The 20,540-nt window shown below is 67.8% G+C and carries 21 protein-coding genes; 10 read left to right on the forward strand and 11 right to left on the reverse strand.

Annotation, left to right across the window (positions count from 1 at the left end):
- Positions 1-8: 8 nt before the first annotated feature.
- The 5 genes from ACFDR9_RS11060 to ACFDR9_RS11080 form a co-directional block, all read right to left on the reverse strand.
- A complete protein-coding gene (locus ACFDR9_RS11060; RefSeq protein WP_232429710.1) occupies positions 9-2,309 on the reverse strand; it encodes a methyl-accepting chemotaxis protein in 2,301 nt (766 codons plus the stop codon).
- An 81-nt stretch (positions 2,310-2,390) separates the two neighbouring features.
- Positions 2,391-2,951: a chemotaxis protein CheW gene (locus ACFDR9_RS11065; protein WP_409031033.1), complete on the reverse strand. Its 561-nt coding sequence runs from the start codon at positions 2,949-2,951 to the stop codon at positions 2,391-2,393.
- Between the two features lie 2 nt (positions 2,952-2,953).
- A complete protein-coding gene (locus ACFDR9_RS11070; protein ID WP_017877298.1) occupies positions 2,954-3,319 on the reverse strand; it encodes a response regulator transcription factor in 366 nt (121 codons plus the stop codon).
- Between the two features lie 87 nt (positions 3,320-3,406).
- Positions 3,407-3,817 carry a PleD family two-component system response regulator gene (locus tag ACFDR9_RS11075; RefSeq protein WP_051068312.1) on the reverse strand — a complete coding sequence of 137 codons (411 nt, stop codon included), beginning with the start codon at positions 3,815-3,817 and terminating at the stop codon, positions 3,407-3,409.
- 83 nt (positions 3,818-3,900) lie between these two features.
- Positions 3,901-4,053: a rubredoxin gene (locus tag ACFDR9_RS11080; protein ID WP_026133007.1), complete on the reverse strand. Its 153-nt coding sequence runs from the start codon at positions 4,051-4,053 to the stop codon at positions 3,901-3,903.
- 96 nt (positions 4,054-4,149) lie between these two features.
- On the opposite strand from ACFDR9_RS11080, the gene ACFDR9_RS11085 reads away from it, so the two are divergent.
- Positions 4,150-4,992: a hydroxymethylpyrimidine/phosphomethylpyrimidine kinase gene (locus ACFDR9_RS11085; RefSeq protein ID WP_409031034.1), complete on the forward strand. Its 843-nt coding sequence runs from the start codon at positions 4,150-4,152 to the stop codon at positions 4,990-4,992.
- Between the two features lie 52 nt (positions 4,993-5,044).
- Positions 5,045-6,334 (forward strand): glutamate-1-semialdehyde 2,1-aminomutase, encoded by a 1,290-nt coding sequence (hemL, locus tag ACFDR9_RS11090; RefSeq protein WP_409031035.1) that lies wholly within the window; start codon positions 5,045-5,047, stop codon positions 6,332-6,334.
- 111 nt (positions 6,335-6,445) lie between these two features.
- Here hemL and ACFDR9_RS11095 read toward each other — a convergent pair whose 3' ends face one another.
- The 4 genes from ACFDR9_RS11095 to ACFDR9_RS11110 form a co-directional block, all read right to left on the reverse strand.
- Entirely contained in the window at positions 6,446-7,006 is a 561-nt protein-coding gene (locus ACFDR9_RS11095; protein ID WP_409031036.1) for a TetR/AcrR family transcriptional regulator, read from the reverse strand.
- Between the two features lie 65 nt (positions 7,007-7,071).
- Complete coding sequence (locus ACFDR9_RS11100; protein WP_409031037.1) at positions 7,072-7,935, reverse strand: pyridoxamine 5'-phosphate oxidase family protein; 864 nt, start codon at positions 7,933-7,935, stop codon at positions 7,072-7,074.
- 180 nt (positions 7,936-8,115) lie between these two features.
- A complete protein-coding gene (locus tag ACFDR9_RS11105) occupies positions 8,116-8,754 on the reverse strand; it encodes a glutathione S-transferase family protein (protein WP_409031038.1) in 639 nt (212 codons plus the stop codon).
- 109 nt (positions 8,755-8,863) lie between these two features.
- Complete coding sequence (locus tag ACFDR9_RS11110; RefSeq protein WP_409031039.1) at positions 8,864-9,649, reverse strand: AraC family transcriptional regulator; 786 nt, start codon at positions 9,647-9,649, stop codon at positions 8,864-8,866.
- A gap of 205 nt (positions 9,650-9,854) precedes the next feature.
- On the opposite strand from ACFDR9_RS11110, the gene ACFDR9_RS11115 reads away from it, so the two are divergent.
- On the forward strand, positions 9,855-10,757 hold the full coding sequence (locus ACFDR9_RS11115; RefSeq protein ID WP_409031040.1) for a DMT family transporter: 903 nt from the start codon (positions 9,855-9,857) through the stop codon (positions 10,755-10,757).
- A 1-nt stretch (position 10,758) separates the two neighbouring features.
- On the opposite strand, the gene ACFDR9_RS11120 is transcribed toward ACFDR9_RS11115, so the two are convergent.
- Together ACFDR9_RS11120 and ACFDR9_RS11125 are read right to left on the reverse strand one after the other, a co-directional pair.
- Positions 10,759-11,238 carry a hypothetical protein gene (locus ACFDR9_RS11120; protein ID WP_409031041.1) on the reverse strand — a complete coding sequence of 160 codons (480 nt, stop codon included), beginning with the start codon at positions 11,236-11,238 and terminating at the stop codon, positions 10,759-10,761.
- A gap of 101 nt (positions 11,239-11,339) precedes the next feature.
- Entirely contained in the window at positions 11,340-12,002 is a 663-nt protein-coding gene (locus tag ACFDR9_RS11125; RefSeq protein ID WP_409031042.1) for an HAD family hydrolase, read from the reverse strand.
- A gap of 430 nt (positions 12,003-12,432) precedes the next feature.
- Here ACFDR9_RS11125 and ACFDR9_RS11130 point away from each other — a divergent pair, with 430 nt between their 5' ends.
- From ACFDR9_RS11130 to ACFDR9_RS11160, 7 genes are all read left to right on the forward strand, one after another.
- Positions 12,433-13,314: an AraC family transcriptional regulator gene (locus ACFDR9_RS11130; RefSeq protein WP_409031043.1), complete on the forward strand. Its 882-nt coding sequence runs from the start codon at positions 12,433-12,435 to the stop codon at positions 13,312-13,314.
- Positions 13,315-13,460: 146 nt separating this feature from the next.
- The gene (locus ACFDR9_RS11135; protein ID WP_017877311.1) at positions 13,461-14,384 is read left to right on the forward strand and encodes a substrate-binding domain-containing protein; all 924 of its coding nucleotides are present in this window, start codon (positions 13,461-13,463) and stop codon (positions 14,382-14,384) included.
- A 60-nt stretch (positions 14,385-14,444) separates the two neighbouring features.
- Positions 14,445-15,944 carry a sugar ABC transporter ATP-binding protein gene (locus tag ACFDR9_RS11140; protein ID WP_409031044.1) on the forward strand — a complete coding sequence of 500 codons (1,500 nt, stop codon included), beginning with the start codon at positions 14,445-14,447 and terminating at the stop codon, positions 15,942-15,944.
- A complete protein-coding gene (locus ACFDR9_RS11145) occupies positions 15,922-16,914 on the forward strand; it encodes an ABC transporter permease (RefSeq protein WP_409031045.1) in 993 nt (330 codons plus the stop codon). Before ACFDR9_RS11140 ends, ACFDR9_RS11145 begins: the two co-directional genes overlap by 23 nt.
- An 83-nt stretch (positions 16,915-16,997) precedes the next feature.
- Positions 16,998-18,095: an erythritol/L-threitol dehydrogenase gene (locus ACFDR9_RS11150; RefSeq protein WP_017877314.1), complete on the forward strand. Its 1,098-nt coding sequence runs from the start codon at positions 16,998-17,000 to the stop codon at positions 18,093-18,095.
- A gap of 2 nt (positions 18,096-18,097) precedes the next feature.
- Entirely contained in the window at positions 18,098-19,675 is a 1,578-nt protein-coding gene (locus ACFDR9_RS11155) for an FGGY-family carbohydrate kinase (protein WP_409031046.1), read from the forward strand.
- Positions 19,676-19,685: 10 nt separating this feature from the next.
- Entirely contained in the window at positions 19,686-20,417 is a 732-nt protein-coding gene (locus ACFDR9_RS11160) for an SDR family oxidoreductase (protein ID WP_409031047.1), read from the forward strand.
- Positions 20,418-20,540 lie beyond the last annotated feature (123 nt).

Below are 20,540 nucleotides of genomic sequence, written 5' to 3' on the forward strand. Positions count from 1 at the left end.
GCGCCATGTCAGGCGACGACGCGGAAACGCGACACCGAATTTTTCAATTCCTGCGCCAGCACCGACAGCTTGTGGATCGACTGCGCGGTCTGCTGGGTGCCGTCCTGGGTCTGTTCGGTCACCGCCAGGATGTGCTGGATGTTCAGCGCGACGCCGTTGGCCGAGGTGGCCTGCAGCCCGGTGGCGTAGGAAATCCCCTGGATCAGCTCGGCCAGCCGGTTCGACACCTGGCTGATGTCCGACAGCGCCGCGCCGGCCGCGTCGGACAGGCGCGCGCCCTCGACCACGCCCTGGGTCGACTTTTCCATCGCCGCCACCGCGTCGTGGGTGTCGGTCTGGATGGTGCGCACCAGCGCGCCGATCTGCTTGGCCGCCGCCGCCGAGCGCTCGGCCAGCCGCTGCACCTCCTCGGCCACCACCGAGAAGCCGCGCCCGGCCTCGCCGGCCGAGGCGGCCTGGATCGCCGCGTTCAGCGCCAGCACGTTGGTTTGCTCGGTGATGTCGGAAATGAGTTCGGTGATTTCGCCGATTTCCTGCGACGACTCGCCCAGGCGCTTGATGCGCTTCGAGGTTTCCTGGATCTGCTCGCGGATCTCGTGCATGCCCTTGATGGCGTTTTCCACCGCCGTCGAACCCTGCCGCGCCGCCGCCAGCGACTGGCGCGCCACGTCGGCCGACTCGCTGGCCGACTTCGACACGTCGGTGATCTCGTTGGCCATCTTGACGACGGTGGCGCTGGCGTCCTGGATTTCGCGCGATTGCTGCTGCGAAGCGCTCAGCAGGCCGCTGGAGATGCTGTTGGCGTGGGTCGAGGCGCGCGTGACCTGCTCGGCGGTGGCGGTGACGCGCCCGACCAGGCCGCGCAATTCCTCGACCGTGTAGTTGACCGAGTCGGCGATGGCGCCGGTGATGTCCTCGGACACCGTGGCCTGCACCGTCAGGTCGCCGTCGGCGACCTCCTGCAACTCGTTCATCAGGCGCAAAATGGCCGCCTGGTTCTGGTCGTTGGTGGCCTTGGCCTGCTCCTCCTTGCGCTGCGACAGCAGGCGCTGCGCCTCGGCGTCCTGGCGCCGGCGCTCGGCGCCGCGGGTGCGGTTGCTGGAATCCTGCAGCAGCACGCGGCCGATGCCGGCCGCCGCGACCAGCGTCAGCAGCGCCGAGGCGATCATCACCCAAAATTCCTTGCCGAGCGAATCCTGGTCGCTGTGGTAGGTTTGCTGCAGCAGCGCCAGGCGCTGGCGCACGCCCTCGTTCTCGCTGAAGATCAGCTGCTCGGCCGCCTTGGCGGCGGTGTACTTGTCGAGCTTGTCGAGGATCGAGGCGACCAGCTTTTGGTAGGTGTCGAAGCGGGTTTTTAGCACGTTGAGCATGTCGCGCAGCTCGGGGTCGCGGCTGGCGCCGACCTGCAGCGCCTCGTTGCCGTTCAAAAAGGCGTCGATGGCGGCGCGGAAGTAGGTGGTGTCGCCGCCCAGCTGGAACGCGGTCTCCGAGCTGATGCCGCCGGAGCTGAGGAATTCGCTGGCGTTGCGGCTCATGCGCTGGGTCAGCATCATCAGGCGCCCCAGCACCGCCATCTCGCGCGCGCTGGCGCCGCGCTGCACCTTCAGCGCGACGATCTCCTCGCTCTGGTCGAGCAGCACCGGCGAGAGCGTGTTCAACTGCTCGAGCGTCAGGTCGAAGGCGCTCAGCTCGGCCTTGGTGCGCAGGATCACCTGCGCCGCCTTGTCGCTGCTGGCCCATTTCTTTTGCGCGTCGGCCACCATCGGCGCCAGCGCGGCGCTGGCCTGGCCGACGTTGCGGCCCTGGTAGTTGCCGCCGCCGGCCATCAGCGCCAAGTCCTGGCTCAATTCGGCGCGGCTCTGCTCGAGCTGGCGGAAGGCCTCGGCGTTGCCCTGCACCGCGTTGGGCGCGGCCTTGCCGACGCGCTGCGAGTGCATCAGCGCGTCGCTGGCGATTTGCGTCTGGGTCGACAGCGCCGCGCTGTGGCGGATGTTCAGCGCGACGAACAGCAGGCTGGTGGCCAGGCTCAGCGCCAGCACCGTCGACAGCACGCTGAGCTGCTTTTGCAGCGGCAGGTGGCCGACCAGCGGCAGGCGGAAGTCGCTGTCGCGGCTGCTCTCGCGCTGCGCCCCGCGGCGGTTCTTGCTGCCGAGCGCGTCGCGCAGGCGCAGCGGCGCCTCGTCGGCGGCCGGCGCCGCGGCGGGCCGGGGCGGCGCGCCGGGGCCGGCGTCGGCGAACTCCGAGTTCGCCGACGGCTCGTCAACCGGCTCCGGCCTGGCCCTGGAGAACATCGCTGATATCAATCCCATTCCATCTCCCAATTGCTGCGTGTGCGCTGCGTATTCGTGGCCCGGCCGCGCCGCCAAGGCGGGCGGCCGGCGCTCGTCATCTTAAAAACCGACCTGTAAAAAGCGCGCCTCGCGCACCAGCAGGGCCAGGTCGAGCATGCTCCAAGCCTGGCCGTCGGCGTCGACGAAGTGCCGCGCCGCCCACGCCGGCGCGGCGGCGGCGTCCGGCTGCGCCTGCATCTGGCCGCTCTGGCGCAGCCCCAGCACGCGCTCGGCCAGCAGCGCGCAGTTGAAGCCCAGCGCCGGCGCGAACGTGACGACGCGGCTGTCCGGCCCGCCGGCGCAGGCCGCCTCGCCGCGGTAGCGCGCCAGGTCGACGACGCCGGTCAGGTTGCCGCGCAGGTTGCACAGGCCCAGGTACCAGTCGCGCGCCAGCGGCACCGCGCCGATCGGCGCCAGCGCGACGATCTCGCCGACCTGGGTCAGGTCGAGCAGGCAGTGGCGCGCGCCGACCAGCACGCCGAGCTGCTTGCTGCGGTCGACCGCGCCGCTCTTGGCCGCCTGCATGCGTTCGAGCAGCTGCACCTGGTACTGGCGCAGCCGGCTGCGGCGCTCGGCGCCGTCGGGCGCGGCCGGGGGGGGCTGGTGGCCGGGCGGCGCCATCGCTAGCCGAGCGCGGCGATTTTGGCCAGCAGCTCGGCCGGGTCGACCGGCTTGACCAGGTAGTCGCGCGCGCCCTGGCGCATGCCCCAGATACGGTCGGTTTCCTGGCTCTTGCTCGAGCAAATGATGATCGGCACGTCCGCCAGCTCCGGGTCGCGGGCGATCGAGCGCGTGACCTGGAAGCCGTTGGCGCCGGGCATCACGACGTCCATCAGGATCAGCTGCGGCTTTTGCAACTTGATCTGCAGCAGCGCCTCCTCGCCGTTGTCGGCGGTGGTCACGGCGTAGCCGTTGCGCACCAGGATGTCGGTCAGGTAGTAGCGCTCGGTGGGCGAGTCGTCGACGATGAGAATTGTATGTATGGCCATGTGCGCCCCTGCTGCTTTATTGGTATGTGTAAGTGCGAAACGTGCGGCGCCGCGCCCGGCCCCCAGCCGGGGTCGCGGCGCCGCATTCTAGCCCGCCGCGGCGCTGTGCTCGCGCACGGCCGCCAGCAGGCTGTCCTTGGTAAACGGTTTGGTCAGGTAGGCGGCCGAACCGACCATCGCGCCGCGCGCGCGGTCGAACAAGCCGTCCTTCGAGGACAGCATCAGCACCGGCGTGGCGTGGAATTTCGCGCTCTTCTTGATCAGCGCGCAGGTCTGGTAACCGTCCAGGCGCGGCATCAGGATGTCGCAAAAGATCAGCGCCGGATGGTGGTCGTTGATCTTCGCCAGCGCGTCGAAGCCGTCCTCGGCGAGCACCACCTGGTAGCCGGCCTGGCTGAGGAAAATCTCGGCCGAGCGGCGGATCGTGCTGCTATCGTCGATCACCATGATTTTCAAGCCGGCCTGCGGCACGGCTGTGGACTGCGGCGTTGTCGTCATTTTTGCTCACTGGGGGCATGAAGCCACACGATAGCATAGGCGCGGGCAAACCCGGCGCCTTTCCCGATCCGCGGCAAGATTAACTAAATCACCACCATCTCGAAATCGTCCTTGCGCGCGCCGCATTCCGGGCAGGTCCAGTTCATCGGCACGTCGGCCCAGCGCGTGCCCGGCGCGATATCCTCGTCCGGCAAACCGGCCGCCTCGTCATAAACCCAGCCGCAAATAAGACACATCCACGTTTGGAATTGCTGCGTTGTTTCGTTACTACTCACGTTCTGCCACCCTTCAATCAAGTAAAATGCTGAATTAGGTATCTTAATCTACCCGCCGTGCAAAACCAAACTTCTCCCCTCATATTAAGCTTCGGCGTGTCCGATCCAGTCGGCGCGATCGGCATCCAGGCCGACCTGGCCGTATTTTCCGCCTTCGGCTGCCACGGCCTGACGGTCAGCACCGCGTTGCTGATCGGCGACACCGCGCGCGTCGAAGACATCCAGGAGGTCGACCCGGACTGGGTCTCCGACCAGGCCCGCGTGCTGCTCGAAGACATGGCCGTGGCGGCCATCAAGATCGGCGCGCCGTTCGGCGTCGAGCACATCACCGCGATCGCCGAAATCGTCTCCGACTACCCGGACGTGCCGCTGATCCTCGACCCGTTCACCTCGGCGCTGCCGGAACAGGGCATCGACGGCGAGGAAATGCTGACCGCGCTGCGCCAGTTGCTGGTGCCGCAGACGACGGTGCTGCTGCTGTCGCAGGTGGAACTGGAACGCCTGGCCGAAACCTGGCGCGACCCGGACCCGGCCGACACGCTGCGCGCCGACGTCGACTACCTGCTGGCTTTGGGCTGCGAATTCGTGCTCGTCACCGGCACCCCGAACCCGGGCCAGGGCGAGCACGCGCTGCGCGCCAACACCCTGTTCGGCAGCGACGGCGTGGTGCGGCACGACCCCTGGCAGCCGCTGGCCGGCAGCTTCAGCGGCGCCGGCGCGACGCTGTCGGCGGCGCTGACGGCGCTGATGGCGCGCCAGGGCGACGGCGGCGGCGACGCCGCGCTGGCGCTGCGGGCGGCGCAGGACTACACCGCCGGCGCGCTGGCGCACGCGCAGCGCTTCGGCATGGGCAAGCTGGTGCCGAACCGGCTGTTCCGCCAGCTCGGCCTGGCCGCGTAAAGCAAGCCCGACGACCATCCAGCTCAACGACTCACTTTCGGAAAACCCGACCATGACAAACATCTCGAAAAACGACATCCTGTTCGCCCGCGCCCAGAAAACCACACCGGGCGGCGTCAACTCGCCGGTGCGCGCCTTCCGTTCGGTCGGCGGCACGCCGCGCTTCATCACGCGCGCCGAAGGCCCTTATTTCTGGGACGCCGACGGCAAGCGCTACATCGACTACATCGGTTCCTGGGGTCCGGCCATCGTCGGCCACGCCCACCCCGAGGTGGTCGAGGCGGTGCAGCGGGCGGCCGCGCGCGGCCTGTCGTTCGGCGCGCCGACCGAGGGTGAAATCGAGATGGCCGAGGAAATCCACAAGCTGGTGCCGTCGATCGAGCAGGTGCGCCTGGTCTCGTCGGGCACCGAGGCGACCATGAGCGCGCTGCGCCTGGCGCGCGGCGCCACCGGGCGCGACAAGATTGTCAAGTTCGAGGGCTGCTACCACGGCCACGCCGACTCGCTGCTGGTCAAGGCCGGCAGCGGCCTGCTGACCTTCGGCAACCCGACCTCGGCCGGCGTGCCGGAGGACTTCGTCAAGCACACCCTGGTGCTGGACTACAACAGCGTCGAACAACTGCAGGACGCCTTCGACAGCTTTGGCGCCGAGATCGCCTGCGTGATCGTCGAGCCGGTGGCCGGCAACATGAACCTGATCAAGGCCACGCCGGCGTTCCTGCAGGCGATGCGCGCGCTGTGCAGCGAGCACGGCGCGATCCTGATCTTCGACGAGGTGATGTGCGGCTTCCGCGTCGCGCTGGGCGGCGCCCAGGCGCTGTACAACATCCGGCCGGACCTGACGGCGCTGGGCAAGGTCATCGGCGGCGGCCTGCCGGTGGCGGCGTTTGGCGGCAGCGCGGCGCTGATGCAGCACATGGCGCCGCTGGGCGCGGTCTACCAGGCCGGCACGCTGTCGGGCAACCCGGTGGCGGTGGCGGCCGGCATGACGACCCTGAAACTGATCCAGGCGCCCGGCTTCTACGAGGCGCTCGGCGCGACCGCGCAAAAACTGGCGCGCGGCCTGACGGCGGCGGCCAAGGAAGCCGGCGTGACCTTCTGCGCCGACGCCATCGGCGGCATGTTCGGCATCTACTTCAGCGAAACGGTGCCGACCAGCTACGCCGAAATGATGGCGGGCGACCGCGGCAAATTCAACGCCTTCTTCCACGCCATGCTCGACGAGGGCGTGTACTTCGCGCCGGCGGCGTTCGAGGCGGGCTTCGTCTCGGCGCAGCACGACGACGCCGTCATCGACGCCACCATCGAGGCGGCGCGGCGCGTCTTCGCCAAGCTGGCGTAAAGGCGCACCGCCGCGCCTTTGCAGGTCGGGTTAGCGCGCGGCGCGCAAGCCGACATCGCCGGCCCGACAGCGCCGCCGCGCCAGTCAAAACCGGCGGCGCAACCGCCAAATTCACTCCCCCAGCAAGCGCCGCGGCAACTGCTGCATCGCGCGCAGAAACGGCGCGGTGTCGCCCAGCGCGCGCGCGACGATCAGCGAACCCTGGATGCTGACCACGGCGTCCTCGGCGCGCCGCAGCGCCTCGCCCGGCGCCACGCCGGCCCCCTGCGCCGTCTTCGCCAGCGCGCCAATGAGCAGCTTCATCCGTTCGCCGATGCGCTGCTGGAAAACCGCGCCGGCCTCGCCGATGGTGAACACGTCGGTCAGGCAGGACGATTCACCCTGGCGGTAAAACTCGGCGAGCTTGGCGGCAAAACGTTCCAGCCGGCGCGCCGCCGGCTCCTCTCCCGCCAGCGTGGCGAGGACGTTTTCGCCAAACCACGCGCTGACCGCCGACATCGCCGCGTTGGCCATGTCCTCCTTCCCCTTCGGAAAATGGTGGTACAGACTGGAGCGGCCCAGCCCGGTGGCGCTCGACAGACGCCCCAGGCTGGCGCCCTCATAGCCGTATTGGCGGAAGGCGGCGAGGATGCGCAAGACGATTTCATCGCGCGGAAGGGCGGCAGTGGACATGGGAGCGAGGCGGTTGCGTGTTAGTCGCCCAATTTAAACGCCGTGCCGGGAAACCGCAAGGTTTACTAGTCCGTCGCGGCGCCGGACTGCGGCCATGATCCGGTCTTCTCCAACAAAGGCGACATCTGCGCCTCGCCCCAGCGCAAAGGCAGGGAATTTTCCACCAACATGGCCCGCTCGATGTCGAAGCGGAACAGGCGCTGCGCGCCGACGAAGGCGTCAACCTCGGCGCCGTCCCAGACGATGCGCGCCCTCACCGCCAGGTACAGCAGGTCGCCGCTGGCGAAATCGATGAAGAGCAAGCCGGCGCGCGGATCGAGCATCAGGTTGCCGGTCGTATTGAAGAAGAAATTCCCGGAAAACTCAGGCGCCGACAAGGTCCGCTCGTCGTCGATCCGCACAAAACCCGGCTTGCCGCCGCGGTGCGACACGTCGACGCCGGCCGGCTGCCCGGCGTCGCCGGCAAACGCGCTGGCGATGAAATAGGTGTCGGCCGCGCCGATCAGCCGCCGCATATCGCCGTCGAGACCCTCGCCGCGGCGTACCCGGCGCTCGCCCCGCCCCGCCGCGGCGTCAAGCAGCGCCGGCTGGCGCGCCTGGATATACTTCGGGCAGTTGCCGAAGCTCTGGTCGAGGCGCGCCGCGAACCCGGCTTCCGTCAGCCGCTCCACCGTCACGTTGGCCCGGTTGCGCCGCCTGGTGTGCGGCTCGACGCCCAGCAGGCCCAGCGGCGCGCCGGGCGACAGCGCCCCGGCCAACGGGTCGGCGAACAAGGGACGGGCGCTAATCGACAGGTGCGTCGGGTCCGGCGCGACGATGAATCCCGGCCGCCCGACCAGCACCGAGGCCCAAGGTTGCCCGGCGCGGTCGACGCTGCCGACCAGGACGAAAGGCAATTGCGCGAAGAATTCGCGATGTTGATCCGGCATTTCCGCGCGGATGAGCGAACTAGCGTGCGCCTCAAGTTTGGCGCGCACGCCAAGCCGCTCCTGTACGGCGCGCTCGCCGGCGTGAAACGGGGATAGCGCACCCGGCGACCCGGGAACTGGACTCGTGGACATTGCGTAAGCTCCTCGTCAATAACATGTTTCCGTTGCCGGCAAGGACGCTTAGGTCTCGGCTTTGGTTGCGCTCGCCTGCATCGGCACGAAACCCGGCAGCGCTTCGACGCTGCTCAACCAGTTACGCAGGTTTGCATACGGCTCCAGCGGAATGCCGCCTTCGGGCGCGTGCGCGATGTAGCTGTAGCAGGCGATGTCGGCGATGCTTGGCTGGGTGCCGACCAGGAAGGCGCGCCCGGCCAGATGCGAGTCGAAAATCCCCAGCAGTCGCACCGCGAGCGCCTGGGCCGCCGCGCGGTCGCACGGGACGCCAAACAGCGCCGCCGCCCGCGCCAGCGCCGGACCGCGGGCGATTTCCCCGGCCGCCACCGACAGGAAGCGCTGCACGGCGGCGGCGCCCTCGGCGTCGCGCGGCAGCCAGTGCGGCTCGCCATACTTGCTGGCCAGGTAGACCAGGATCGCGTTCGAGTCGGCCAGCGTCACATCGCCGTCCTCGATGACCGGCACCTGCCCGAACGGGTTCTTGGCCAGGAACGCCGGCTGCTTCTGCTCGCCGCCGCGCAAATCGACATAGATCATTTCCACCGGCAAGTCCAGCAGCGACAGGAACAACTGGACCCGGTGCGCGTGCCCGGAAAGACGAAAACCGTACAGACGGATGGCTTGAGCGGGTTGGGGAGTTGGCATGGCGGTTTTCCTGTATAAAGTTGACCCCATCAATAATACCGAACGTTCGGTACAGAAGTAAACAACAATCGCGCCGCCAACGAAAAAAATCCGCCGCTTGTCGCTTCCCTCAAGCGCCGCGGCTGCGCTTGCGAAACTCTTCCGGCGTGATGCCCAGCATGCGGTGGAACATCGCGATAAAGGCCGACGAGGTGCTATAACCCAGCTCCAGCGCGACCGACTGCACCGGCATCCTGGCGTCCAGCATCGGCAGCGCACTCACCAACCGCAGCCGCTGGCGCCATTCACTGAAGGACATGCCGAGGTCGCGCTGGCAGCGCCGCGACAACGTGCGCTCGGTGCTGTGCACGGCCCGCGCCCACGCCTCCAGCGAGCGCTTGTCGCTGGGGGTTTTGCGCAACTCGGCCAGCACCTGGCCCAGCGTCGGGTCGTCCGACATCGGCAGGTAGCTGTCGTGCCGCGGCGCCAGGCCGAGCTGGTCGATCAGCACCTGCATCAGGCGCGCGTCCTCGGCGCCGCGCGGGTAGTCGACCTTGCGCGCCGTCAGATCGGCCAGGATCGATGTGATGACCGGGCCGACCGCCAGCGTGCAGGTGTCCGCCGGCAGCCCGGCGCACAGCTCCCGCGACAGGTACAGCGAGCAAAACCACGCTTCGAAGCGGTTGCTGCCGGTGTGCTCGACCTCGGGCGGCAGCCAGATGCCGTAGTGCGGCGGCGCCAGGTAGCTGCGCTGCGCCAGCTTGACTTCCATGACGCCGCTGAACGAGTAGACGAATTCGCCCCAGCCGTGGCTGTGGCGCGGATAGGTGCTGTCGCTTTCCAGCTTTTCGCTGCGGATGTAGACCGGATGGGGCAGTTCGTCGCTGAACGGCGGCTGGCGCAGGTGTACGGCCATTTTGTCCGAAGTGTCGTATTGTTTGTCTGGTTCGAACTATACCATCCCAAGCCGCCACCCCTATAATTGACCACAAGGGCGCAACTGCGCGTCACCGCAGCATCACCGCAGCATTACGCGGCATAAAACAGGGAATAGCTATGTTCGCACTTCATCAACGGCGCGGCGTCGCGGAACGCGCCGCCGGCGCCACCGGGCGCACCGCATGAGCGCCGCGCGCAAACCGCTCGACGGCTTCGCCGCGCTGGTGATGCTGGTGCTGTGCATGTGCTGGGGCTTGCAGCAGGTCGCGGTGAAGGCGACCGCCGTCAGCATGAGCCCGATGCTGCAGACCGGGCTGCGTTCCGGCGGCGCGGCGCTGATGGTGTGCGCGCTGATGTTTTGGCGCGGTAACGGTTTTTCGCTGCGCGACGGCACCTTCTGGCCCGGCATCGCCGCCGGCGTCTTGTTCGCCGCCGAGTTCCTGTGCGTCTCGCTCGGGCTGAACTACACCTCGGCCTCGCATATCGTCGTGTTCCTATACGCGGCGCCGATTTTCACCGTGCTCGGTCTGAACTGGGGCGTGGCCGGCGAGCGTCTGGGGCGCATGCAGTGGGCCGGCATCGGCGCCGCTTTCGCCGGCATCGCGCTGGCGTTTTCAAATGGTTTCACCGGCGCCGGCACGGGCTGGAGCGACACGCTGATCGGCGACGGTTTCGCGCTGCTGGCCAGCCTGTTCTGGGCCGCCACCACCATCGTCGTGCGGCGCTCGTCGCTGTCGGAGGCGGCGCCCACCACCACGCTGTTGTATCAACTGGCGGTGGCGGCGGTGATTCTGATCGCCGTGGCCGTCGGCGACGGCGATGTGCAGGCGATTTCGATGACGTCCATGGCTTGGGTCAGCATGTTTTTCCAGGTCGTCATCGTCGCCTTTGCCAGCTACCTGGCGTGGTTCTGGATGTTGCGGCGCTATCTGGCCTCGCGCATTTCCGCGTTTTCGTTCATGACGCCGCTGTTCGGCGTCGGCTTCGGCGTGCTGCTGCTGGACGAGCAGTTGAGCGTGCGCTTCGCCGCCGGCGCCGTGCTGGTGTTGGCCGGTATCGTGATGGTCAATCTGCGCCGCAATTGAGCTATTGCCGCGCCGCCTGGCCGGTGAAGGGGACCGGGAACAGGTCGACGCCGGCCACCACGATGCCCTGGGCCAGGTAGATCATGTAGCCGGTCTCGTTGCCGCGGGTTTCGATGCGGTTCTGACCGGTGCGGCTGTTGTCCTGGTACTTCGCGCCGGGCTTCACTTTCAGGAACAAGCCGTCCGGCGCGGACAGGCCGCAGGAGTTCGCGTCCATCTCGACGCCGACGCCGCCGGCGTTCAACTGCGCGCTGGTACCGGCGCGCATCGATGGCTCGGCCAGTTTCCAGGGGCCGTCGACGCGGCCGCCTTCGCGCGTGCTCAGCGCGTAGCCGGTCGGGGTTTTGACGATGTTGATGACGGCGACGCCGCCGGCGGCAAGCGCGTAGCTGCCGACCAGCGCGTCGCAAGCGAGCGCGGCGCCCGGGGCCAGCACCAGCAGGGTCAGGGCCAGCGCGTTCAGGGGCGGTATGTGCGGCATGGGGATGGCCTTGGTGACTGGAAAGGATGAAGTTTATAGCAAGCCGGTTGTTTTACATGTTTAATTGGCAATGTAAAACAAACCAGAGGCAGGGGCTGGGGTTACGCCCTGGGTTTTGTCAACGCGTCGATCAGGCCGGGTAGCTGCGCCATGGCGTCGAACGTGGCGTGGGCGCCGGCCGCCCGCAGCCGCGCGGCCTGCCCCGCCACTATATGGCCGCCGCCGGTGAAGCCGAGCACGTACATGCCGGCCGCCGCCGCCGCGGTGACGCCGGTGACGCTGTCCTCGACCGCCGCGCAGGCGCCCGGCGCGACGTCGAAACCGCCGGCCGCCGCCAGATACACGCCCGGGTGCGGTTTGGCGCTACCGACCAGGTCCGGCGTGTAGATGCGCGCGCCGAACAGCGGCGCCAGCCCGGTGCGGCCCAGCGCCGCGTGCACCCGCGCGCTGCTGCTGTTGCTGGCCACCGCCTTCGGCAGCGCGATCGCCGCCATGGCCGACGCCACGCCGGGCACCAGCGCCAGCCGCAGGTCGCACTGCGCCTCCACCAGCGCGCGGATGGCGGCCAGCTCGGCTTCGCTGGCGTCGGCGCCACATTCCCCGAACACTTCCACCAGCAGCGGCGCCAGTTCGCGGCCCAGCAGCGGCCGGATCAGCCCTACCAGGCGCTCGCCGTCGCCGAAGCGCGGTTGCAGCGCCGACAGCAGCGCGTCCAGCGCCACCGCTTCGCTGTCGATCAGAACGCCGTCGCAGTCACTGACCAAATGGGTAATCGGGCCAATACGGCGGCTAGTCGGCATGGGGGGCTCGCATGTGTATCTCCAATCGCAGTTGTTTAAGTCGGCGCGGCGCGGGGCGGCGCGCGCGTGACCGGCGGCCAGCGTGGCCCGGACGCCGTAATCGTAGACGCCCCGGCGCCGGCGCACCACGTCGAATGGAACGCATCTTCGATACTATTTTGTTTTTCCGTCGGAGCTAGATGCAAACGTGTTGCATAGAAAGGTATGACGCGCTGCACCAAATTTGACATTTTTCCGCCTATCTACCGCCGGAATGCAAAAAAAGTATCAGTTAACCGCGCCTTATGTAGTGGTGCAAGGCAGCTCAAGTACATAGAATGAAGCCATAAATGATGACAACGCGATCCGGCAAGGCAGCAGCGCCGCGGTCAGCGAAGCATAACTGGAGACATGCATGAAGCCCGATCTCGAACTGGTTTGTGTACGGCGCGACGAGTCCTTTACCGCCTGGTCGCATGGCTATCCCTATCGCACGGTGCGCTGGCACTTCCATCCCGAATACGAGATCCAGCTGATCACCAGCACCACCGGCAAGTTCTTCGTCGGCGACTACATCGGCGATTTCGAGCCGGGCAACCTGGTGATGTCGGGGCCGAACCTGCCGCACAACTGGGTCAGCGAGCTGCCCGACCACCGCCCGGTGCAGCAGCGCTGCCTGGTGCTGCAATTTTCCAGCGAATTCATCGCCGACGCGATCCACGCCTTCCCCGAGCTGCGGCAGGTCGAGGCGCTGCTGGCCGAGTCGCGCAGCGGCTTGCTGTTCACGGCCGCCGCCGGCGTCGCCGCCAAGCCGCTGATGCTGGCGCTGTTGGAGGCCAAGGGTTGCCGCCGCGTGCTGTTGTTCCTGTCGCTGCTCGACCTGCTGCTGCACGACGCCGGGCGGCGCCCGCTGGCCAGCCCGGACTACCTGCCCGACCCGAACAGCTATATGTCGTCGAAGATCAACCTGGCGCTGGCCTACATCGGCAAGAACCTCTCGACCGAGCTGCGCGAAACCGACCTGGCCGAGCTGACCGGGCAGAACGTCAGCTCGTTCTCGCGCTCGTTCCGCAAGCACACCGGGATCTCGTTCGTGCATTACGTGAACCAGCTGCGCATCCGCATTTCCTGCGAAATGCTGACCAATAGCGAACTCAGTATCACCGAGATTTGCTACAAGGTCGGCTTCAACAACCTGTCCAATTTCAACCGCCAGTTCCTGGCGCAAAAAGGCATTCCGCCGTCGAAGTTCCGCCGCTACGACGAGATGAAAACGGCGAGCGCCGCCACCGGCTAGCCGTCCCGCCCACCTCCCCCGCCAGCCTGCCCCCCGCCACCAGAAAAGGAGGCCGCGTACTGCCCGAATTACGGGCAGCGCCACAGTGTTGCCCGTCGCAACAGCGTCAAAACCCAAGCACCCATTATAAAAACTAAGGAGACATCATGTTCTACTCGAAAAAATTGATCGCATTGGCCGCTGGCCCGCTGGGCGCCATGCTACTGTCCGCCCCCGCCCCCGCCCTGGCCGCGCCGCTGAAGATCGGCATGTCGTTCCAGGAGCTGAACAACCCGTATTTCATCACGATGAAAAAGGCGCTGGAGGAAGCCGCCGCCACGCTGGGCGCCAGCGTCGTCATCACCGACGCCCGCCACGACGTGTCGAAGCAAACCAGCGACATCGAGGACATGATCCAGAAGAAAATCGACATCCTGCTGCTGAACCCGACCGATTCGGTCGGCATCCAGTCGGCGGTGAAGTCGGCCCACGCCGCCGGCGTGATCACGGTGGCGGTGGACGCCAACGCCAACGGCCCGGTGGCTTCCTTCGTCGGCTCGAAGAACTTCGACGCCGGCCAGATGGCTTGCACTTTCCTGGCTAAGAACCTGGGCGGCAAGGGCGACGTCGCCATCCTCGACGGCATCGCCGTGGTGCCTATCCTGGAGCGGGTGCGCGGCTGCAAGGACGCGCTGGCCAAGTTCCCGGAGATTAAAATCGTCACCACCCAGAACGGCAAGCAGGAACGCGACCAGGCCCTGACCGTGACCGAAAACATCCTGCAGGCGAACCCCAAGCTGAAGGGCATCTTCAGCGTCAACGACGGCGGTTCGATGGGCGCGCTGTCGGCCATCGAGGCCAGCGGCAAGGACGTCAAGCTGACCAGCGTGGACGGCGCGCCGGAGGCGATCAAGGCCATCCTGAAACCGAACTCGAAGTTCATCGCCACCGCCGCCCAGTATCCGCGCGACCAGGTGCGCCTGGCGCTGGCCATCGCGCTGGCCAAGAAGTGGGGCGCCAACGTGCCGGCCAGCGTGCCGGTCGAGGTCAAGCTGGTGGACAAGGACGGCGCCAAGACCTTCAGCTGGTAATTCCGGGCGCCCCGCGGCCGCGGTCCGGGGCGCTGTTTCAAAAACGGCAAGAGGCATGCAATGAACACGATTCTGACACTGCAGAACATATCCAAGGGCTTCCCCGGGGTGAAGGCGCTCAGCGGCATCGACCTGTCGATCCGCCGCGGCGAGATCCACGCCCTGCTGGGCGAGAACGGCGCCGGCAAGTCGACCCTGATGAAGATCCTCAGCGGCATCCACCGCCCCGACGAGGGCGAGATCGTCGTCGACGGCACGGCGCGCGACTTCCACAGCTATAACGACGCGATCGCCGCCGGCATCGCCATCATCTTCCAGGAATTCAGCCTGGTCCCCTATCTGAACGCGGTCGAGAACATTTTCCTCGGACGCGAGCTGCGCAACCGCTTCGGCCTGCTCGACAAGGCGCGCATGAAGACCCGGGCGCGCGCCACCTTCGAGCGCCTGGGCATCGACATCGACCTGTCGCGCGAGATCTGCCAGCTCAGCGTGGCGCAGCAGCAGTTCGTCGAGATCGGCAAGGCGCTGTCGTTGAACGCGCGCATCCTGATCCTCGACGAGCCGACCGCCACGCTGACGCCGGGCGAGGCCGGGCAGCTGTTCGCTATCATGCGCGAGCTAAAACGGCAGGACGTGGCGATGATTTTCATCTCGCACCACATGGACGAGATTTTCGAGGTGTGCGACCGCATCACCGTGCTGCGCGACGGCCGCTACGCCGGCATGGCCGAAGTGGCCGGGACCAACGTCGACCAGCTGGTCGAGATGATGGTCGGGCGTACACTGGAAAGCGGCTTTCCGCCGAAGCCGGCGCCGCGGCCGGACGCGCCGCTGGCGCTGGAGGCGCGCGACGTGCGCCTTCGCCGCGACGGCCCGTCCAACAGCTTCGCGTTGCGCGAGGGCGAAATCCTCGGCTTCGCCGGCCTGGTCGGCTCGGGCCGCAGCGAACTGGCGCTGGCGGTGATCGGCGCCCATCCGGCCTGGCACAAGGAGGTGCGGGTCGGCGGCGCCAAGGTCGCGCTGCGCGACCCCGCCGACGCGCTCAAGCACGGCATCGGCCTGCTGCCGGAAAGCCGCAAGGTCGAGGGCCTGATCACCGACTTCAGCATCAAGGACAACATCTCCATCAACAACCTGGGGAAGTACCTGCTGCCGGGCGGCCTGATCAGCCGCGAGCGCGAGCTGCGCACCACCACGGCGATGATCGCCAAGGTCGGCATCAAGGCGCCCGGCCCGCACAGCCGCGTCGCCACGCTCAGCGGCGGCAACCAGCAGAAGGTGGTGATCGCGCGCTGGCTCAACCACCACTGCAAGATCCTGATCTTCGACGAACCGACCCGCGGCATCGACGTCGGCGCCAAGGCCGAAATCTACCGGCTGATGCGCGAGCTCACCGGGCAGGGTTATTCGATCATCCTGATCTCCTCCGAGCTGCCGGAAATCGTCGGCATGTGCGACCGCGTCGCCGTTTTCAAACAGGGCGCCATCGTCACCGTACTGGCAGCCGAGTCCATCAATTCAAGCGAGGTAATGCGCCATGCAACAGCCGGTAAACACTAACACCCCGCCCCCCGCCCCGGCCCCAGTCGCCGCGCTGTGGCGCGCCCTGGGCAAACAAGCGGCCTTCCTGCCCTTCGCCGGCTTGCTGCTGGTGTGCGCGGTGATGATCGCCACCACCGAGCACTTCCTGTCGCTCGACAACCTGGTCAACATCGCGCGCCAGGTCTCGATCAACGCCATCATCGCCGTCGGCATGAGCTGCGCCATCATCAGTGGCGGCATCGACCTGTCGGTCGGCTCGGTGATGGCGCTGACCGGCACCCTGAGCGCCGGCCTGATGGTGGCCGGCGTGCCGCCCGGCGCCGCCATCCTGATCGGGCTGGCGGTGGGCGTCGCCTTCGGCGTCGGCAACGGCTTCTTCGTCGCCTACGCCAAGATGCCGCCGATTATCGTCACGCTGGCAACGATGGGCATCGCCCGCGGCATGGCCCTGCTGTACACCGGCGGCTACCCGATCAACGACCTGCCGGCCTGGTTCGAGTTCTTCGGCAAGGGCAGCGTGCTGGGCGTGCAGGCGCCGATCCTGACCATGCTGCTGGTGTTCGCGCTGGCCTACGTGCTGCTCGAACACACGCCGCCGGGGCGCTACATCTACGCCATCGGCGGCAACGAGGAGGCGACCCGCCTGAGCGGCGTGCGGGTGGCGCGCTACAAGCTGCTGGTGTACGCCATCAGCGGCTTCACGGCGGCCATCGCCGGGCTGGTGCTGACGTCGCGCCTGATGAGCGGCCAGCCCAACGCCGGCGTCGGCTTCGAACTCGACGCCATCGCCGCCGTCGTCATGGGCGGCACCGCCATCACCGGCGGGCGCGGCTCCATCGTCGGCACCCTGATCGGCGCGGTCATGCTGGGCGTGCTCAACAACGGCCTGAACATGATGGGCGTCTCGCCCTACCTGCAAAACATCATCAAGGGCGTGATCATCCTGCTGGCCATTTACATCAGCCGCAACAGCGGCAAGCGCGGCTAGCACCACACCAACGGCGAAAAGCCGGGGTCCGACCCCAGCCCTTGCCTTTGGTTTTATCCAACACTTTATCCAACGGAGTTTTTATGCAATACACCGAAATCGACATGCAGGCCGTGGTCTGCCACGGCCCGCAAGACTACCGCCTGCAAACCATCAAGCGCCCGCGGGCGCGCGCCAACGAGCTGGTGATCCGCATCGCCGCCTGCGGCATCTGCGCCAGCGACTGCAAATGCCATTCCGGCGCCGCCATGTTCTGGGGCGGCGAGGGCCAGCCGGGCTGGGTCAAGCCGCCGGTGGTGCCGGGCCACGAATTCTTCGGCTACGTCGTCGAAGCCGGCGAAGGCGCCGAGGGGCATTTCGGCGTCCAGGTCGGCGAGCGCATCATCGCCGAGCAGATCGTGCCGTGCGCGAAGTGCCGCTTTTGCACCTCCGGCAAATATTGGATGTGCGAAGTCCACAACATCTTCGGCTTCCAACGCGAGGTCGCCGACGGCGGCATGGCCGACTACATGCGCATTCCGCCGACCGCGCTGGTGCATAAAATCCCCGACGCCGTCTCGCTGGAGGACGCCGCCATCATCGAACCGATGGCCTGCGCGATCCACACCGTGAACCGCGCCGAGGTGCAGCTCGACGACGTGGTGGTGATCGCCGGCGCCGGCCCGCTGGGCCTGATGATGGTGCAGATCGCCGCGTTGAAAACGCCGAAGAAGCTGGTCGTCATCGACCTGGTGCAGGAGCGCCTCGACCTGGCGCTGGCCTTCGGCGCCGACGTCGCCATCAACCCGGCCAAGGACGACGCCATGGCGATCGTGCGCGCCCTGACCGGCGGCTACGGCTGCGACGTCTACATCGAGACGACCGGCGTGCCGGCCGGCGTGACGCAGGGCTTGAACCTGATCCGCAAGCTGGGCCGCTTCGTCGAATTCAGCGTGTTCGGCAAGGAGACCAGCGCCGACTGGTCCATCATCGGCGACCGCAAGGAACTCGACGTGCGCGGCGCCCACCTGGGACCGTACTGCTACCCGGTGGCGATCGACCTGTTCGAGCGCGGCCTGATCACCTCGAAGGGCATCGTCACGCACGCCTTCGCGCTGGACGACTGGGAACGGGCGTTCGCGCTGGCGAACTCGCTCGACTCGATCAAGGTGCTGCTGAAACCGGCCGCGGCCCAGGGCTGAGCATGGACGGCAAAGACTACGTCATCGGCGTCGACATCGGCACCCAGAGCACCAAGGCGCTGCTGGTCGACTGCGCCGGCGCCATCGTCGCCCAGCACGCGCGGGGCTACCAGGTCGACACGCCGCAGCCGCTGTGGGCCGAGCAGTGGCCGGACGTGTGGTACCAGGCGGTGCTGGAGTGCGTGGCGCAGGTGGTGCGCCAGAGCGGCCTGCGCGCCGAACAGATCAAGGCGCTCTGCGTCAGCAGCCTGTACGGCGGCTCCGGCATTCCGGTCGACGCCGACATGCGTCCGCTGCACCCCTGCCTGATCTGGATGGACCGGCGCGCCACCGCCGAGGTCGAATGGATCCGGCAGACGCTCGACCTGGAGCGGCTCTACGACATCACCGGCAATTCGGTCGACAGCTACTACGGCTACACCAAGATGCTGTGGCTGCGGCGCCAGCGCCCGGAGGTGTGGCGCCGCACCCGCCAGTTCCTGCCGCCGAACAGCTACATCAACTACCTGCTGTGCGGCGAGGTCGCGGTCGACCACAGCTCGGCCGGCAATATCGGCGGCGTCTACGACATGCGCGGGCGCCGCTGGTCGCTGGAGATGCTGCAGCGGCTCGGCATTCCGGCCGCCATGATGCCGGCGCGCCTGGTCGACTCGTCCGAGGTGGTCGGCGGCCTGCTGCCGGCACTGGCGCAGCGCCTCGGCCTGCTGGCCGGCACGCCGATCGTCGCCGGCGGCGTCGACGCGGCGGTGGCCACCTTCGCCGCCGGCGTCAGCGGCGCCGGCCAGCACGTGGCGATGATCGGCACCAGCATGTGCTGGGGCTACATCAACCAGCGGGTCGACGCGCGCCACGGCCTGATCAGCATGCCGCACGTGCACAACGGCGGCGCGGACTTGTACGTGTTCGGCGGCGCCATCGCGGCCGGCGCCTCGGTCAGCTGGTTCCGCGACGCGTTCTGCCAGGCCGACGTCGACGCCGCGCGCGCGCTCGGCCACGCCGATCCGCACCGGCTGATGGAGGACAACGCCGCCAAGGTGCCGGCCGGCGCAGACGGCGTGCTGTTCCTGCCCTACCTGATGGGCGAGCGCAGCCCGATCTGGGACGCCAAGGCCAGCGGCGCCTTCGTCGGCCTGAGCCTGTACCACAGCCGCGCCCACCTGTACCGGGCGGTGCTGGAGGGCGTCACGTTCGCGCTCAAGCACAACATCGACGCCGGCGCCAAGGGCGCGCAATCGCTGGACGACAAACTGATCGTCGTCGGCGGCGCCGCCCACTCCGACCTGTGGATGCAGATCATCGCCGACGTCACCGGCTACCCGGTCTACACCATCGCCGAAAACGTCGAAGCGGCGCTGGGCGCGGCGCTGCTGGCGGCGCTGGGCACCGGCCTGGTGACGCCGCGGGCGGCGCGGCGCGGCTGGATTACGCTGGTGCCGCGCGCCGTGCCGGACGCCGCCGCCGGCGCCGTCTACCGCCGCGGCTTCGCGCTGTACCGCGAGCTGTATCCGGCGCTGAAACCGATCATGCACGGTTTGCAGGCGGCGCCGGCGCAGGGCGCCGAACAGCCTGCGCCACTTTAAGGGGAAGCACATGCGATTCGATTTCAGCGGCAAAAAAATCATGGTGACCGGCGCCACCAGCGGCATCGGCCTGGTCACCGCGCAACTGCTGCGCGCGGCCGGCGCCGCGGTCGTCGCGGTCGGGCGCGACCGCGCCAAGCTGGCCGCGCTGCAAGCCGACAGCGGTTGCCAGCCGCTGCCGCTGGACGTCGCCGACGGCGCCGCCATCGAGCGCGCGCTGGCCGGCGTGCGCGGCTTGGACGGCCTGGTCAACTGCTCCGGCGTGGCGCAACTGGAGTCGTGCCTGGAACTGCGCGGCGAGCACTTCGACCGCGTGATGGCGGTCAACGCGCGCGGCGCGGCGCTGGTGGCGCGCCACGTCGCCGCCGGCATGGTCGCCGAGCGGCGCGCCGGCAGCATCGTCAACGTCTCCAGCCAGGCCGCGCTGGTGGCGCTGGAAGAGCACCTGTCGTACTGCGCGTCGAAGGCGGCGCTGGACGCCATCACCCGCGTGATGTGCCTGGAATTGGGGCCGCACGGCATCCGCGTCAACAGCGTCAACCCGACCGTGACGCTGACGCCGATGGCCTTGCGGGCCTGGGGCGACCCGGCCAAGAGCGCGCCCATGCTACAGGCGATTCCGCTGCGCCGCTTCGCCCGGCCGGACGAGGTGGCGCGGCCCATCCTGTTCCTGCTGAGCGAGGCGGCGTCGATGATAAGCGGCGTCAGCCTGCCGGTGGACGGCGGCTACACCTGCCGTTAAGCGGCGGATTGTATCGCCCGCTTAACCCAATGGGCATAAGCCGACAACGTTGGCCCGGAGCGGCGCGCCTCGCTTCGGCCAACATGGCCGGATGACGCCCGATCGGCTAATCCGGCCTACGGC

The sequence above is a fragment of the Janthinobacterium sp. CG_23.3 genome (genome assembly GCF_046115965.1).
Taxonomy (GTDB): Bacteria; Pseudomonadota; Gammaproteobacteria; order Burkholderiales; family Burkholderiaceae_D; genus Janthinobacterium.